The 14257-nt window shown below is 74.0% G+C and carries 14 protein-coding genes; 10 read left to right on the top strand and 4 right to left on the bottom strand.

The features are described 5' to 3' along the window. Positions 1 to 41 precede the first annotated feature (41 nt). From AB0E19_RS27160 to AB0E19_RS27135, 6 genes are all read left to right on the top strand, one after another. The gene (locus tag AB0E19_RS27160) at positions 42 to 893 is read left to right on the top strand and encodes a tryptophan 2,3-dioxygenase family protein (protein ID WP_362184808.1); all 852 of its coding nucleotides are present in this window, start codon (positions 42 to 44) and stop codon (positions 891 to 893) included. Then, positions 886 to 2124, top strand: a complete 1239-nt coding sequence (gene kynU / locus AB0E19_RS27155; protein WP_362184807.1) for a kynureninase — start codon at positions 886 to 888, stop codon at positions 2122 to 2124. Before AB0E19_RS27160 ends, kynU begins: the two co-directional genes overlap by 8 nt. Positions 2125 to 2263: 139 nt before the next feature. Beyond that, positions 2264 to 3133: an alpha/beta hydrolase gene (locus tag AB0E19_RS27150; protein ID WP_362184806.1), complete on the top strand. Its 870-nt coding sequence runs from the start codon at positions 2264 to 2266 to the stop codon at positions 3131 to 3133. 299 nt (positions 3134 to 3432) lie between these two features. Beyond that, positions 3433 to 4701 carry a histidine kinase gene (locus AB0E19_RS27145; protein WP_362184901.1) on the top strand — a complete coding sequence of 423 codons (1269 nt, stop codon included), beginning with the start codon at positions 3433 to 3435 and terminating at the stop codon, positions 4699 to 4701. After that, complete coding sequence (locus tag AB0E19_RS27140) at positions 4698 to 5360, top strand: response regulator transcription factor (protein ID WP_362184805.1); 663 nt, start codon at positions 4698 to 4700, stop codon at positions 5358 to 5360. The genes AB0E19_RS27145 and AB0E19_RS27140 overlap by 4 nt, the downstream gene beginning before the upstream one ends. A 9-nt stretch (positions 5361 to 5369) precedes the next feature. Next, positions 5370 to 6569 (top strand): cytochrome P450, encoded by a 1200-nt coding sequence (locus AB0E19_RS27135; protein WP_362184804.1) that lies wholly within the window; start codon positions 5370 to 5372, stop codon positions 6567 to 6569. A gap of 6 nt (positions 6570 to 6575) precedes the next feature. Here the strand turns inward: AB0E19_RS27135 and AB0E19_RS27130 are convergent, their stop codons facing one another. Both AB0E19_RS27130 and AB0E19_RS27125 read right to left on the bottom strand, forming a co-directional pair. Beyond that, a complete protein-coding gene (locus AB0E19_RS27130; RefSeq protein ID WP_362184803.1) occupies positions 6576 to 8144 on the bottom strand; it encodes an ABC transporter permease in 1569 nt (522 codons plus the stop codon). After that, on the bottom strand, positions 8141 to 9040 hold the full coding sequence (locus AB0E19_RS27125; protein ID WP_362184802.1) for an ABC transporter ATP-binding protein: 900 nt from the start codon (positions 9038 to 9040) through the stop codon (positions 8141 to 8143). Before AB0E19_RS27125 ends, AB0E19_RS27130 begins: the two co-directional genes overlap by 4 nt. Before the next feature lie 75 nt (positions 9041 to 9115). On the opposite strand from AB0E19_RS27125, the gene AB0E19_RS27120 reads away from it, so the two are divergent. Further along, positions 9116 to 9661, top strand: a complete 546-nt coding sequence (locus AB0E19_RS27120) for a MarR family transcriptional regulator (protein WP_362184801.1) — start codon at positions 9116 to 9118, stop codon at positions 9659 to 9661. On the opposite strand, the gene AB0E19_RS27115 is transcribed toward AB0E19_RS27120, so the two are convergent. Both AB0E19_RS27115 and AB0E19_RS27110 read right to left on the bottom strand, forming a co-directional pair. Beyond that, positions 9640 to 10749, bottom strand: a complete 1110-nt coding sequence (locus AB0E19_RS27115) for a hypothetical protein (protein WP_362184800.1) — start codon at positions 10747 to 10749, stop codon at positions 9640 to 9642. The genes AB0E19_RS27120 and AB0E19_RS27115 overlap by 22 nt on opposite strands. 82 nt (positions 10750 to 10831) lie before the next feature. Beyond that, positions 10832 to 11650: a diacylglycerol kinase gene (locus AB0E19_RS27110; protein ID WP_362184799.1), complete on the bottom strand. Its 819-nt coding sequence runs from the start codon at positions 11648 to 11650 to the stop codon at positions 10832 to 10834. A gap of 143 nt (positions 11651 to 11793) precedes the next feature. On the opposite strand from AB0E19_RS27110, the gene AB0E19_RS27105 reads away from it, so the two are divergent. The 3 genes from AB0E19_RS27105 to AB0E19_RS27095 all read left to right on the top strand — a co-directional run bounded on the left by AB0E19_RS27105 (position 11794) and on the right by AB0E19_RS27095 (position 14246). Further along, positions 11794 to 13077: an adenylosuccinate synthase gene (locus tag AB0E19_RS27105; protein ID WP_360602613.1), complete on the top strand. Its 1284-nt coding sequence runs from the start codon at positions 11794 to 11796 to the stop codon at positions 13075 to 13077. A gap of 198 nt (positions 13078 to 13275) precedes the next feature. Further along, complete coding sequence (locus tag AB0E19_RS27100) at positions 13276 to 13911, top strand: DUF6232 family protein (protein ID WP_362184798.1); 636 nt, start codon at positions 13276 to 13278, stop codon at positions 13909 to 13911. Beyond that, a complete protein-coding gene (locus AB0E19_RS27095; RefSeq protein ID WP_362184797.1) occupies positions 13908 to 14246 on the top strand; it encodes a hypothetical protein in 339 nt (112 codons plus the stop codon). Before AB0E19_RS27100 ends, AB0E19_RS27095 begins: the two co-directional genes overlap by 4 nt. The last annotated feature ends 11 nt before the right edge of the window (positions 14247 to 14257 follow it).

Here is a 14257-nt window from a genome sequence, read left to right as displayed (position 1 = left end):
GAGCGGACCGCTACCCGGTAGCCCGTATCGAGGAGACAGCAATGTCATCCACCCCCGATTCCCCCGCAGCCGGATCGGTCGTCGAAGCACCGAATCTCGACTTCGCCGGCACGACGCCGTACGAGGACTACGTCCAGGCCGACGTCCTCACCCACCTCCAGCACCTCCGCTCGGACGACCCCGGCGAGATGGTCTTCCTGGTCACCACCCAGGTCATGGAGCTGTGGTTCACGGTCATCGTCCACGAGTGGGAGACCGCGAGCCGCGCCCTGCGCGCCGACCGCCTGCCCGTCGCCGTCGACGCGCTCAAGCGCTCGGTCCGCGAGCTGGAGGCGCTGAACCACTCCTGGCGGCCGCTCTCCCAGCTCACCCCCGCCCAGTTCAACGCCTACCGCGGCGCGCTCGGCGAGGGCTCCGGCTTCCAGTCGGCGATGTACCGCCGCATGGAGTTCCTGCTCGGCGAGAAGTCGGCGTCGATGCTCGTCCCGCACCGGGGCGCGCCCCGCGTCCACGCCGAGCTGGAGAAGGCGCTGCACGAGCCGAGCCTGTACGACGAGGTGCTCGGCTTCCTCGCCCGCCGGGGGCAGGCCGTGCCGCCGTCCGTCCTCACCCGCGACCTGGCGCAGCGCTACGAGCCCTCGCCGCAGGTCGAGGCCGTATGGGCGGCGCTGTACGCGGCGCCGGAGGAGAACGAGGAGCTGGTCCGCCTCGGCGAGGCCCTCAGCGACGTCGCCGAACTCGTCTGGCGCTGGCGCAACGACCACCTCGTGGCGACCCGCCGCGCGATGGGCGCCAAGACCGGCACCGGCGGCTCCGCGGGCGTGGCCTGGCTGGAGAAGCGCGCCCAGAAGAACGTGTTCCCCGAGCTCTGGACGGCCCGCAGCCATGTCTGACCCGTACGAGCGGGCGCAGCGGCCCGCCACCGCCACCGCCACCGCCCTCCGCGAGGAGGCCCTGCGCCTCGACGCCGCCGACCCGCTCGCCGGCCACCGCGCGAAGTTCGCCCTCGACGAGGAGACCGTCTACCTCGACGGCAACTCGCTGGGCGCGCTCCCCGCGCACGTCCCCGCCCGCATGGCCGACGTCATCGGCCGCGAGTGGGGCGAGCTGCGGATCCGTTCCTGGGACGAGTCGGGCTGGTGGACCGCCCCCGAGCGGATCGGCGACCGGATCGCCCCGCTCGTCGGCGCCGCCGCGGGACGGATCGTCGCCGGCGACTCGACCAGCGTGAACGTCTTCAAGGCCGTCGTCGCGGCGGCCCGCCTCGCGGAAGAGGGACGCGACGAGATCCTGGTGGACGCGTCGACCTTTCCCACGGACGGGTACATCGCCGAGTCCGCCGCCCGGATGACCGGTCACCGGATCGTGCCCCTCGACCCGGCCGACATCCCGGGCGCGGCGAACGAGCGGACGGCGCTCGCGCTCGTCAACCACGTCGACTACCGCACCGGCCGGCTCCACGACCTGCCCGGCACCACCGCCGCCCTCCACGCGGCGGGCGCGCTGGCCGTCTGGGACCTGTGCCACAGCGCCGGCGCCCTGCCCGTCGGCCTCGACGCCCACGGCGTCGACCTGGCGGTCGGCTGCACCTACAAGTACCTCAACGGCGGCCCCGGTTCGCCCGCGTACCTGTACGTCGCCGAGCGCCACCAGGACCGCTTCGACTCGCCGCTGCCGGGCTGGACCTCACACGCCGACCCCTTCGGCATGACGCCCGGCTACCGGCCCGCCGACGGTGCCGTCCGGGGCCGCGTCGGCACCCCGGACATCCTGTCCATGCTGGCCCTGGAGGCCGCGCTCGACGTGTGGGACGGGGTCGCGATCGACGCCGTCCGCGCCAAGTCCCTCGCGCTCACGGACTTCTTCCTGGCGTGCGTGCGGGCCTACGTCCCCGAGGGCCGGGTCACCCCGATCACCCCGGAGCCGCACGCCGAACGCGGCAGCCAGGTGGCGCTGGCCTGCGCGGACGCGCCCACCGTGATGCCCGAGCTGATCAAGCGCGGGGTGGTGGGCGACCTGCGTCGCCCGGACATCCTGCGGTTCGGCTTCACCCCGCTGTACGTCGGCTTCGCGGACGCCGAGCGCGCGGCCCGCGTCCTGGCGGACGTGCTGGCCGGGAAGTAGTCCGACCGGCCTTCTGCAGAAGGCCGGTGACCGGCCGTCAGATCGGATGATCTTCACCTGATCTGCGGGGCCCTGACCCTGATACGGTCCCCGCAGGTCAGGCCGATTCGGCCCCGTCACCGAGAGGTTGGAACCCCCCATGCCGGACCCCGCCGCGCGCGACGCCGCCGAAGAGGCATCGGCCTTCTCGCACCCGGCCGTCCCCCCCGACGCCACCGCCGCGTACGGCGACCACCCCGACCAGATCGTCGACCTGTACGCCCCCAGGACCGGCGGCGGGCGCGCCCCGCTCGTCGTCGTCCTGCACGGCGGCGCCTGGCGGGCCCCCTACGACCGGCAGCACATCAGCCCCTTCGCGGACTTCCTCGCCCGCCGCGGCTTCGCCGTCGCCAGCGTCGAGTACCGGCGCGGACCCGGCCTCCCCCACCAGGGCGGTACGACCCCGGTCGCGGGCCGCTGGCCGGAGACCTTCGACGACGTGGCCGCCGCCCTCGACGCCGTACCGGAACTCGCCGCCGCCCATCTGCCGCAGGCCGACCCGCACCGCACCGTCCTCACCGGGCACTCGGCCGGCGGCCAGCTCGCCCTGTGGGCCGCCGCCCGGCACGTGCTGCCCGCCGGCTCCCCCTGGCGGCTGCCCGCCGCGCCCGCGCTGCGCGGCGTCGTCGCCCTCGCGCCCATCGGCCACTTCGACCGGGCCCGCGAACTCGACGTCTGCGGCGGGGCGGTGACCCAGCTGCTCGGCGGCGAGGAGGCGTACGACGAGCGGGCCGCGGCCACCGACCCGGCGCGGCTGCTGCCCACCGGCATCGCCACCGCGCTCGTCCAGGGCCGCGCGGACCTCACCGTCCCCGCCGAGGTCGCCGACGCCTTCGTCGAGGCGGCGGCGAAGGCGGGCGAGACGGTCGGCCTCACGCTCCTGGAGGACGTCGGCCACTTCCCCCTCATCGACCCGGCGGCCGACGCGTGCGCGGTCGTCGCCGAGGAACTCGCCCAGCTGGCGTTCTAGGCCGTCTCTTCCGGATCATGCCGGGCTCGCGGCGTCTGGCACGCGCGCTCGCCGCGTTGTCGTCGGTCGCCGATGCTCCGCATGGACTCCCTCCTCCGCCTTGCGAGCGCACGCACCAGACGCCGCTCCCTGATCCGGCCTGATCCGAAAGAAACGGCCTAGGACCCGCGTAGTACTCAAGGGGGACGGCCCGGGATCCGCATCCAGCGGGACGCGGGCGTCCCGGGGCGTTCCGTACCGTGGTCGGCGTGAATCCGACACAGACCCCCGACACGGGCAGCCGCAGCCCCGAGCTCCGCATGACGCTGGACGCGCTCGGCGGTCTGCGCCAAGACCTCTCCGGCGACGCCCTCGCCTACCGCCCGCTGCCCCGGCTCGCGCCGGACAGCCCCGCGCTGCGCTTCCTGCCCCGGCGGCTGCGCCCGCACGCCGGACTGCTGCCGCACGCGGCGATCGGCTTCCTCGCCCTGGTGACCTTCCTCCTCGGCTTCGACCGCATCGACGACTCCTTCGGGCCGGTCGCCCTCGTCTCCTGCCTGCTGCCGACGGCCGCGGTGCTCCTCACCGTCAGCCGCCCGGCCACCGCCTTCTGGCTCTCGATCGGGTCGACGCCCTTCGTCGCCTATCTGAGCGGGTACGACGGCTGGCCCTGGACGCCGAACTCCTTCGCCGCCCACCTCTTCGTCCTGGTGATCGTCGCCCTGCGGACCGGACCCAGGGCCGCCGCGTGGATGTGGCTGATCACCGCCGCGTACGCCACCTTCACCTCCTTCTTCCTGAGCATGGGCTCGGGATACGGCTTCAACGGCGCCGAGATGCTCTTCGTCTCCGCCCTCTTCCTGCTGGTCATCGCCGTCGTCCAGACCCGCCGCCAGGCGGCGCGCGAGGTCACCGCCCAGCAGACCGTCACCGCCGTCGAGCGCTCGAAGCGGACCCTCCTGGAGGAGCGGACGACCATCGCGCGCGAGCTGCACGACGTCGTCGCGCACCACATGTCGGTGGTGGCCATCCAGGCCGAGGCCGCGCCCTACCGGGTGGAGAACCCGCCGCCGGAGCTGGAGCAGGCCTTCCTCACGATCCGGGAGAACGCCGTCGCCGCCCTCACCGAGCTGCGCCGCATCCTCGGTGTCGTGCGCGCCGAGGACTACGAGGCCCCCGACGCCCCGCAGCCCACCCTCGCCGACCTCGACGGGCTCGTCGCCAACGTCCGGGAGGCCGGGCTCGCCGTGGACCTGACCGTCACCGGCGCGGTGCGCGACCTGCCGCAGGGCGTGGAGCTGTCGGCGTACCGGATCGTCCAGGAGGCCCTGTCCAACGTGCTGCGGCACGCACCGGGCGCCCCGGCGAAGGTCGAGGTCAGCCATGTCCTCGGCGGCCTCGGCCTGCGGATCGCCAACGGCCCGGCGCGCGGGCTCGTCAAGCCGTCCCCGGGCGCAGGCCACGGCATCACCGGCATGCGGGAGCGTGTCACGATGCTCGGCGGGGAGATGACCGACGGACCGACGGAGGACGGCGGCTACGAGGTCGCCGTGTTCGTCCCCGTCCAGCGCGAAGGGGCCGACCAGTGATCAGGGTGCTGATCGTCGACGACCAGATCATGGTCCGCGAGGGGTTCTCGGTGCTCCTCGGCGCGATGCCGGACATCGAGGTCGTCGGCGAGGCCGTCAACGGCCGGGAGGCGGTCGCGCAGGTCGCCGCCCTCCGCCCCGACGTCGTCCTCATGGACATCCGGATGCCCGAACTCAACGGCATCGAGGCCACCCGCGAGATCGTCGCCGCCGACGCGGACGCGAAGGTCCTCGTCCTCACCACCTTCGACCTCGACGAGTACGTCTACCAGGCGCTGCGCGCCGGCGCGTCCGGCTTCCTCCTCAAGGACGCCTCGGCCCGGCAGCTCGCCGACGGCGTCCGGATCGTGGCGGCGGGCGAGGCGCTGCTCGCGCCGACCGTGACGAAACGGCTCATCACCGAGTTCGCGCGGACTGCCGACACCGCGCCGAGGGCGCCCGCCGTCGCGCAGGTCGGCGAACTCACCGAGCGCGAGACGGAGGTCCTCGTCCTCATCGCGCAGGGCCTGTCCAACCAGGAGATCGCCGAGCACCTCGTCGTCGCCGAGTCGACCATCAAGACCCACGTCAGCCGGATCCTGGTCAAGCTGGGCCTGCGCGACCGGACACAGGCGGCGGTCTTCGCGTACGAGGCGCGGCTGGTGCAGGTCGGGCGGTAGCGTCGCGGCATGGACGCCGCCGCCGTGTTCGACCCCTGGTCCCCCGAGTTCGTCGCCGACCCGTACCCGGCCTACGCGGAGCTGCGGGAGGCCGGCCGGGCCCACTGGTACGGGCCCACACGGCAGTGGCTGGTCCCGCACCACGCGGACGTGTCGGCGCTGCTGCGGGACCGGCGCCTGGGGCGCACGTACACCCACCGCTTCACCCACGAGGAGTTCGGCCGCGCGGCGCCCGACCCCCGGCACGAGCCCTTCCACACCCTGAACGACCACGGGCTGCTCGACCTGGAGGGCGCCGACCACACCCGCATCCGGCGCCTCGTCTCGAAGGCCTTCACCCCGCGGACGGTGGAGCGCCTCGCGCCGACGGTACGGGAGCTGGCGGCCGGTCTCGTGGGGGAGCTGGTCGCGGCGGGCGGCGGCGACCTCCAGGCGGCGGTCGCCGAACCCCTGCCGGTCGCGGTCATCGCCGCGATGCTGGGCATCCCGGAGTCCGACGAGGAGCGGGCCATGCTGCGGCCGTGGTCGGCGGCGATCTGCGGGATGTTCGAGCTGAACCCCTCGGAGGAGACCGCCCGCGCGGCCGTCCGCGCCTCCGTCGACTTCTCCGACTACCTGCGCCGGCTGATCGCGCGCCGCCGGTCCGAGCCCGGCGACGACCTGGTCTCGGCGCTGGTCGGCGTCGAGGAGCTGACCGAGCAGGAGATGGTCTCCACCTGCGTGCTGCTGCTGAACGCGGGGCACGAGGCCACCGTGAACACGGCGGTGGGCGGGACGTGGACGCTGCTGCGCCACGACGCCTGGCCGTCCCTCGCCGCCGGAGAGCTGTCCACAGCTGTGGACGAACTCCTCCGCCACGACACACCGCTCCAGATGTTCGAACGGTGGGTCCTCGACGGCATCGAGGTCGGCGGGACGGTGATCCCCCGCGGCGCGCAGGTCGCCCTCCTGCTCGGCTCCGCCAACCGCGACCCGGCCGTCTTCGGCCCCACCGCGGACGAACTGGACCTGACCCGCGCCGACAACCCGCACGTCACCTTCGGCGCGGGCATCCACTACTGCCTCGGCGCCCCGCTGGCCCGCCTCGAACTCGACGCGGTCTTCCGCGCCCTGCGGGAGCGGGCGCCCGGGATGCGGCTCGCCGCGGACCCCGTCCGGAAACCCGGTTACGTGATCCGCGGCTTCGAGTCCCTCCTCGTGGAGGTCTGACCCGCGTCAGACCTGGAGGTCGCGGCGGCGCAGCCCCGCCAGACCGGCCGCGGTGAGGACCGCCGCCAGCGCCGTGAGCAGCAGCGGCCCGGTCCACGCCGGATCCGGGCCCGGCAGCTTGGGCAGGTGGGCGAAGGGGGAGAGGTCGAGCACGGCCTGCGGGAGGTCCAGGGCCGGGCCGATCCAGCCGAGGGCCAGGCACAGGCCCGCCACCCCCCACCCGGCCGCGGCGAGGCGCGGCGCCGCGCCCCACGCCAGCACCGCCACCCCCGCGAGGGTCCACACGGCCGGCAGCTGGACGAGCGCCGCGCCCAGGATCGGGCCGAGGTCGTCGCCGTACGAGAGGGCCAGGCCGAGGCCGGCGAGGGCGAGGATCAGCGCGGAGCCGGCGAAGGCGTGGGCCAGGTGGCCGGCCGCCCAGCGCAGCCGCCCGAGCGAGGCCGCGAGCAGGGGTTCCGCCCGGCCCGAGGTCTCCTCGCCGTGCGCCCGCAGCACCGCCCCGACCGCGTACAGGGCGGCGAGCATCCCGAAGAGCGAGACCATCGTGGCAAGGAACGCGTCGGTCAGCCCTTCCTGGCCGCCCATCCGCTCGAAGATCTCCCGCGCCTTGTCGTTGTCGCCGACGATCTCCGCCGCGCCCTGCGCCATGCCGCCGAAGACGAGCCCGCCGAGGAGGAAGCCGAGCCCCCAGCCGGTCAGCGCACCGCGCTGGAGGCGGACGGCGAGCGCGCCGGCGGTGGCGAGCCGGCCCGCGGCGGGGCCCGGCCGGGTGGCGAGGAAGGACGCGCCGACGTCGCGCCGCGCGGCGAGCCCGTACGCGAGGACCGTCTGCAGGAGCACGGCCGCGGCGATCAGCAGCAGCACCCACCAGCGTTCGCCGCCGTACGCGCGGACGTTCTCGGCCCAGCCGACGGGGGACAGCCAGGTGAGCGCGGACGAGCCGGAGGCGTCGCCGGAGTCGCCCGCGGCCCGCAGCGCGAAGGCCAGGCCGAGGACGCCGCCCGCGATGCCCTTGGCGAGCCGCGCGCTCTCGGTGAGCTGCGCGGCGAGCGCGGCGACGGTCGCGAAGACCATGCCGGTGCCGCCGATGGCGAGGCCGAGGGCGAGCGCCCCGGCGAGGCCCTGTCCGGCGAGCCCGGCGACGACGAGGAGGGCGGTGGCGGCGTTGAGCGTCAGCGCCGCGAGCAGCGCGGAGGTGAGCGGGGCCCGGCGGCCCACCGCCCCGGCGGAGAGGAGCTCCTGCCGGCCCGTCTCCTCCTCCTCGCGGGTGTGCCGGACGACGACGATCAGCGAGGCGACGGCCGCGAGGACGGCGGCGAAGGCGCCGAAGCGCCAGGCGACGAGCCCGCCGAGGGAGTCGGAGAAGACCGGCCCGTAGAGGGAGCGCAGGGAGCTGTTCGCGGTCATGGAGGCGGCGAGTTCGGCGCGCGCCTCGGCCGTCCCGTACAGCCCCTCCAGGGAGCCGGGTCCCGAGGCGACGAGGCCGCCGGTGACCAGGGCCCACAGGGGGAGGGCCAGCCGGTCGCGGCGGAGCGCGAGCCGGGTGAGGGTGCCGGTGCCGGCGAGGGCGGTCATGACGCCACCTCGGTGTCCGCGTAGTGGCGGAGGAAGAGCTCCTCCAGGGTGGGCGGGGTGCTGGTGAGCGAGCGGACGCCGGCGGCGAGCAGCGCGGCGAGGACCGGGTCGAGCTTGTCGGTGTCGACCTGGAGCCGGACCGTGCGGCCCTCGACGCGCAGGTCGTGGACGCCGGCGAGCCGGTCGAGCCCCCGGGGCGGTCCGGCGAGCTCGGCGGTGACGCTGGTACGGGTCAGGTGGCGCAGCTGCGCGAGCGAGCCCGATTCCACGGTGCGGCCCTTGCGGACGATGCTGACCCGGTCGCAGAGGGACTCGACCTCGCTGAGGATGTGGCTGGAGAGCAGCACGGTCCGGCCCCGGTCGCGGGCCTCGCGGACGCAGTCCTGGAAGACCTCCTCCATCAGCGGGTCGAGGCCGCTGGTGGGCTCGTCGAGGACGAGGAGTTCGGCGTCGGAGGCGAAGGCGGCGACGAGGGCGACCTTCTGCCGGTTGCCCTTGGAGTAGGTGCGGCCCTTCTTGGTGGGGTCGAGCTCGAAGCGCTCGATCAGCTCGGCGCGGCGGGCCTGGTCGAGGCCGTCGCCGCGCAGCCGCCCGTACAGGTCGATGACCTCGCCGCCGGAGAGGTTGCGCCAGAGGGTGACGTCGCCGGGGACGTACGCGAGCCGCCGGTGGAGGGCGACGGCGTCGGCCCAGGGGTCGCCGCCGAGCAGCCTCACGGAGCCGGAGTCGGCGCGCAGCAGCCCGAGGAGGACGCGGATGGTGGTGGACTTCCCGGCGCCGTTGGGGCCGAGGAAGCCGTGGACCTCGCCGGTGGCGACGGTGAGGTCGAGTCCGTCGAGGGCGTGCGTGCGGCCGAACGACTTGTGGAGTCCGGTGACGCTGATGGCGTTCGTCATGCTTCGGAACGTACGCTCATTTCACAAATTTGTGAAGTTAAGGAACCGTAAAAAGGAACGGTATAGAGTCGCCCCATGACCAGCACCGAAGGCACCCCGCCGCAGGAGGACGCCGTCTCCCGTTTCGTGGAGCGCTTCGCCGGCGAGCTGACCGAGGCCGGCATGCAGCGGATGGCCTCCCGGGTCTTCGCCGCCCTGCTCGCCTCCGAGACCGCCTCCCTCACCTCCGCGGAGCTCGCCGAACAGCTCAGGATCAGCCCCGCCGCCGTCTCCGGCGCGATCCGCTACCTCACCCAGGTCGGCATGGTCGCCCGCGAGCGCGAACCGGGCACCCGCCGCGAGCGGTACGTGCTCCACAACGAGATCTGGTACGAGACCTTCACCCGCCGCGACCAGATCCTGCTCCGCTGGGAGAAGGTCCTCCGCGACGGCGCCGCCACCCTCGGCCCCGACACCGCCGCCGGCGCCCGCACCACCGAGACCGCCGACTTCTTCGCCTTCCTGCAGGAGGAGATGCTCACCCTGATGGACCGCTGGCGCGAACGGAAGGCGGCCGGTCAGGCGGTCGGCCGGTCGGCCGGTCAGGCTGCCGGGGACCCTCAGGAGCCGACCGCCTCCTGAGGCTCCCGGGGCACGACACCGGTGGGCGCTGCGCGGCGCAGCGCGCCCCGGCGGTGCCAGAAGCTCCACCAGCCCACGGCGAGGCCGCCGAGCACGCCGAAGAAGCCGACCGTCGCCAGGGCGCCGACCGTCCCGTCCGGATCCGAGCCGACCCGCCGCTCGCCCACATAGCCGTACAGATCCCCCTTCCAGGGGCCGTACGAGACGACGAAGGCGGTCTCCCAGCTGCCGACGAGCAGTGGATCGCGCGTCGGGTCGCACGCGAACGGGCCGGTGCGCTCCCGGCCGTCCCACGGGTCCTTCCAGCGGACCACGCAGTCGCCGTCCGCCTCCTCGCTCACCACGGTGAGGTCGGTCTGCGGATCGGCGTCGGCCGCGCCGATCCAGTTCCACGCGAGGGCGAGCACGACGGCGAACGGCAGGACGACCCACCGCCAGCGGCCTGTCAGCCGCCGACGGAGCTCCTTGCGGCGGGCGGCCGCGACCTCCGCGGGCGGGGCGGCCGGGAACGCCAGGGACGCGGCGCGGTGGTCCGGCGGATCCGGGACCTCCAGGGCCGACAGGCCAGCCCCCTCGGCGTGGTCCAGCACCCGCCGCCGCACGGCCTCCCCGCGCAGTGGCCTCGCCCAGAACAGCGGGCCGCCGCCGGGCAGCGCGAGCACCCCGCCCACGCGCGGGTCGCCGCACCACCACAGCACTCCGGGCGCCACCGGACGGACCGGCGTCCAGCGCGTCCGGGAGGCGATCACCCGGAGCGTCCACCGCTCCTCCCCGTCCGGTGCGGCCAGGACGACCGTCTCCCCCTTCCAGTCATCGGCCACCGCCACCGCCGCGTGCGCCGACCACGCCCTCGCCCCGAGCACCCGGCGGAAGCGCCGGGCCATGGGCCAGGAGAAGCTCCCGGCGCACAAGGCCGTCAGCCCGAGCCCGACGATCACGGAGGTCACGCTCCTCGACCATCCGCCGTCCAGGCCGGACAGCACGCCGACACCGACACCGAGAGCCGTCAGCAGCCCTCCGGCCGCCAGCGCCTGCACGCCGCCGCGCCGGTACTCCCGCAGCGACTCCGCCGTCGCAGGCAGATCCACGGCCCGTGTCATGCAACCCCCCCAGGTCACAGCAGTCACTTCCGAGGGAGAAGGTATCCGCCGCGCGCCGGAGGGGCCAGGCTCAGGCGAGGGGCTGCGTGGCGCGGGGCAGCGTCAGCCCCCAGGCCGCCGCGCGGACCGTCCAGGTGCGGCGTCGGACCGGGCCCGCGACGCGGCCGTCCGCGCGGTAGCGGAAGTCCGGTCCCGAGACCGTCAGGGTCCCGGCGACGGCGCGCCGGGGCGTGCCGTCGGCGCCGGCCGGATGGACGGCCACCTCCGCCGTGCCGTCGCCCGTGTCCGCCGGGCGCGCCGTCACCGCCGTGACCGGGGCGTCCACGTCCGCGAGCAGCACCCCGTCCGCCTCCACCCGCAGCCGGTGCACCAGGACGGCGGGGAACGGCGGCGCCGGCCGCACCAGGGTGCGCACCAGGGAGCGGCAGGTCCCCCAGACGGACGGGGCGGTGCCGGCGGCCGGGACCGGTACGGCCGGCACCCGCAGCTCGCCCAGGACCACCCCGTCGCTGTCGTCCACCAGCAGGTCCAGGCTCCGTACCGTCCCGTCCAGGACCGTCCGGGCCGCCGCCACCGCGCCGCGCGGCACGCCGAAGCCGTGCGCGACCTCCAGGGCGTCCGGCGGGCCGATCGGGACCAGCGCCAGCGGCGCCCGATCCCGGTGCAGCAGGGTCACCGCGCGCAGCAGCGCCCGGTCGTCACCGAGGACGACGGGGCGCCGGGAGCCGCGCCGGGACAGGGCGCGGGAGAATTCCTCGGGAGAGTCCGGCAGGCAGATCTTCGCCTCCGCGCCCGCGGACAGGACATCCTTCGCGATCCGCACGGACTCGCCGTCACTTCGGCGGGCGACCGGGTCGACGATGACCAGCAGCTGGTCGTGATCCGACACCTCGGTCCTTCCTCGGGTAGCATCTTTGTGCAAGAGCCCCTTGCGCTATTGCGCCAGGGGCTTCGTCTATTCCGGGGCACACCGGTGAGGCGGCGTACGCCCCCTGACCTTGGACATGCCCCGCCCGGAAGGGGTGTACGCCTGTGCCCGCACTTGTGCTGCTCGGTGCTCAGTGGGGTGACGAGGGCAAGGGAAAGGCCACCGACCTGCTCGGTGGATCCGTGGACTACGTGGTGCGTTACCAGGGCGGCAACAATGCCGGCCACACGGTCGTCGTCGGCGACCAGAAGTACGCGCTCCACCTCCTCCCTTCCGGAATCCTCTCCCCGGGGTGCACCCCGGTGATCGGAAACGGTGTCGTCGTCGACCCGGCGGTCCTGCTCTCCGAGCTGAGCGGACTGAACGAGCGCGGCGTGGACACGTCGAAGCTCCTGATCAGCGGCAACGCCCACCTGATCACCCCGTACAACGTCACCCTCGACAAGGTGACGGAACGGTTCCTCGGCAAGCGCAAGATCGGCACCACCGGTCGCGGCATCGGCCCCACCTACGCCGACAAGATCAACCGCGTCGGCATCCGGGTCCAGGACCTGTACGACGAGTCGATCCTGGAGCAGAAGGTCGAGGCGGCCCTGGAGCAGAAGAACCAGCTCCTCGCCAAGGTCTTCAACCGCCGCGCGATCGAGTCCGGCCGGATCGTCGAGGAGATGCTCCAGTACGCGGACCAGATCCGCCCGTACGTCGCCGACACCACCCTGATCCTCAACGACGCCATCGACGAGGGCAAGGTCGTCCTCTTCGAGGGCGGCCAGGGCACCCTCCTGGACGTGGACCACGGCACGTACCCCTTCGTCACCTCCTCGAACCCGACCGCCGGCGGTGCCTGCACCGGCGCGGGCGTCGGCCCGACGAAGATCAACCGGGTCATCGGCATCCTCAAGGCGTACACGACCCGCGTCGGCGCCGGCCCGTTCCCGACCGAGCTCTTCGACGCCGACGGCGAGGCCCTGCGCCGCATCGGCGGCGAGCGCGGCGTCACCACCGGCCGCGACCGCCGCTGCGGCTGGTTCGACGCGGTCATCGCCCGCTACGCCACCCGCGTCAACGGCCTGACCGACTTCTTCCTCACCAAGCTGGACGTGCTGACCGGCTGGGAGGAGATCCCGGTCTGCGTCGCGTACGAGATCGACGGCAAGCGCGTCGAGGAGCTCCCGTACTCCCAGACCGACTTCCACCACGCGAAGCCGATCTACGAGACCCTGCCCGGCTGGTCGGAGGACATCACGAAGGCCAAGACCTTCGCGGACCTCCCGAAGAACGCGCAGAACTACGTGAAGGCGCTGGAGGAGATGTCCGGCGCCCCGATCTCCGCCATCGGCGTCGGCCCCGGCCGCACCGAGACGATCGAGATCAACTCCTTCCTGTAGGACGCCCGCGCGAGCGCCAGGACGCCTGCGCGAGCGCGCCGAGGGGCCCGCACCCGGTTCGACCGGGCGCGGGCCCTCGTGCGTTCTTCCGGCCGGGAAGTCGGCCTGAACCCTCCTTGCGCGGGCTGGGAACGCCCCCCTTAATGAGTCTTTCCGCGCGCGCGGACCCGCGCGCGTGCTCTGGCCACACGGGGAGCCATGGACTCGAACACACCACCCTCGCCACCCGCACCGCGCGTCCCGTCCGGCGCCCCCGCGCAGCCCTCTGCCGCGCCGCCGCCGATGCCGCCGCCGGCCCCGCCGCAACCCCCGGGCACCGGTCCCGTCGAGCTGAGGGTGGCCCGCCGGCTGCTCTGGATCGGCGGGGCCGTCTACCCGCTGGAGAACGTCGTCCGCGTCTACACCTTCGTCATCCGGCCCCGACGCGCGGAGGCCGTGGCGCGCTTCGTCAAACGCCTCGGCATCGTGCTGCTGGCCTTCCTCGGCATCGGTGTGATCACCGCCCTGTCGGGCAGCAGCGCGCTTCTGCAGATGGCCTCGGTCGGGCTCATGCTCGCGCTGGGCTGGTTCTTCGTCGAGATGATGCTGGTCGTCGGCGCCGGCTCCCACCTCACCCTGGCCATCGAGACCAACGGCGCTTCCACCGCGCTCGTCGCAGGGCCCCCGGAGCAGCTCCACCGGCTCGTCCACTCCATCGCGTACGCGATAGACCACCCGGACGCCGAACTCCTGGAACGCGTGGGGTCCCTGGCGATCAGCAATCCCAGCAACTACTACTTCGGCGACACCGTGAACATGTACGGCGGCAGCGGCAACAAGGGGATCTCACGATGAGCGACAGCACGCACCACTACCACGGCGACGTCGTGAACATGCACGGAGGACAGGGCAACCAGGGCATCGTCCACCACCACGCCCCGGCTCCGGCGCTCACCCCGGAGCAGGCGCTCGCGGCCGTCCGGGAGCTGGCAGAGGCGCTCCGCACCCAGCTGCCCGACGCGGACCGGGAGGCGCTCGACGAGGGCCTGGCGGGACTCGACGAGGCGGCGGCCGGGCCCGAGCGGCGACGGACGCTGCTCGCGATCGCGGGGATCGCCGCGACCGTCGGCACCCTCGGGCAGCCGCTGCTCGACTCGGTCCGGGCCGCGCTGGAGCTGCTGGGGAGCTGACGGCGGCCAGG

The organism is Streptomyces sp. NPDC047974 (assembly GCF_040653375.1).
GTDB lineage: Bacteria > Actinomycetota > Actinomycetes > Streptomycetales > Streptomycetaceae > Streptomyces.
Note: the sequence above shows the minus strand (reverse complement) of the source record. Positions and strands in the feature narration are given on the sequence as shown.

What these genes read in the sequence shown, in the direction of transcription:
- AB0E19_RS27160 (WP_362184808.1), top strand. Translation starts at nt 42, where the DNA reads ATGTCATCCACCCCCGATTCCCCCGCAGCCGGATCGGTCGTCGAAGCA.
- kynU (WP_362184807.1), top strand. Translation starts at nt 886, where the DNA reads ATGTCTGACCCGTACGAGCGGGCGCAGCGGCCCGCCACCGCCACCGCC.
- AB0E19_RS27150 (WP_362184806.1), top strand. Translation starts at nt 2,264, where the DNA reads ATGCCGGACCCCGCCGCGCGCGACGCCGCCGAAGAGGCATCGGCCTTC.
- AB0E19_RS27145 (WP_362184901.1), top strand. Translation starts at nt 3,433, where the DNA reads ATGACGCTGGACGCGCTCGGCGGTCTGCGCCAAGACCTCTCCGGCGAC.
- AB0E19_RS27135 (WP_362184804.1), top strand. Translation starts at nt 5,370, where the DNA reads ATGGACGCCGCCGCCGTGTTCGACCCCTGGTCCCCCGAGTTCGTCGCC.
- AB0E19_RS27130 (WP_362184803.1), bottom strand. Translation starts at nt 8,144, where the DNA reads ATGACCGCCCTCGCCGGCACCGGCACCCTCACCCGGCTCGCGCTCCGC.
- AB0E19_RS27125 (WP_362184802.1), bottom strand. Translation starts at nt 9,040, where the DNA reads ATGACGAACGCCATCAGCGTCACCGGACTCCACAAGTCGTTCGGCCGC.
- AB0E19_RS27120 (WP_362184801.1), top strand. Translation starts at nt 9,116, where the DNA reads ATGACCAGCACCGAAGGCACCCCGCCGCAGGAGGACGCCGTCTCCCGT.
- AB0E19_RS27100 (WP_362184798.1), top strand. Translation starts at nt 13,276, where the DNA reads ATGGACTCGAACACACCACCCTCGCCACCCGCACCGCGCGTCCCGTCC.
- AB0E19_RS27095 (WP_362184797.1), top strand. Translation starts at nt 13,908, where the DNA reads ATGAGCGACAGCACGCACCACTACCACGGCGACGTCGTGAACATGCAC.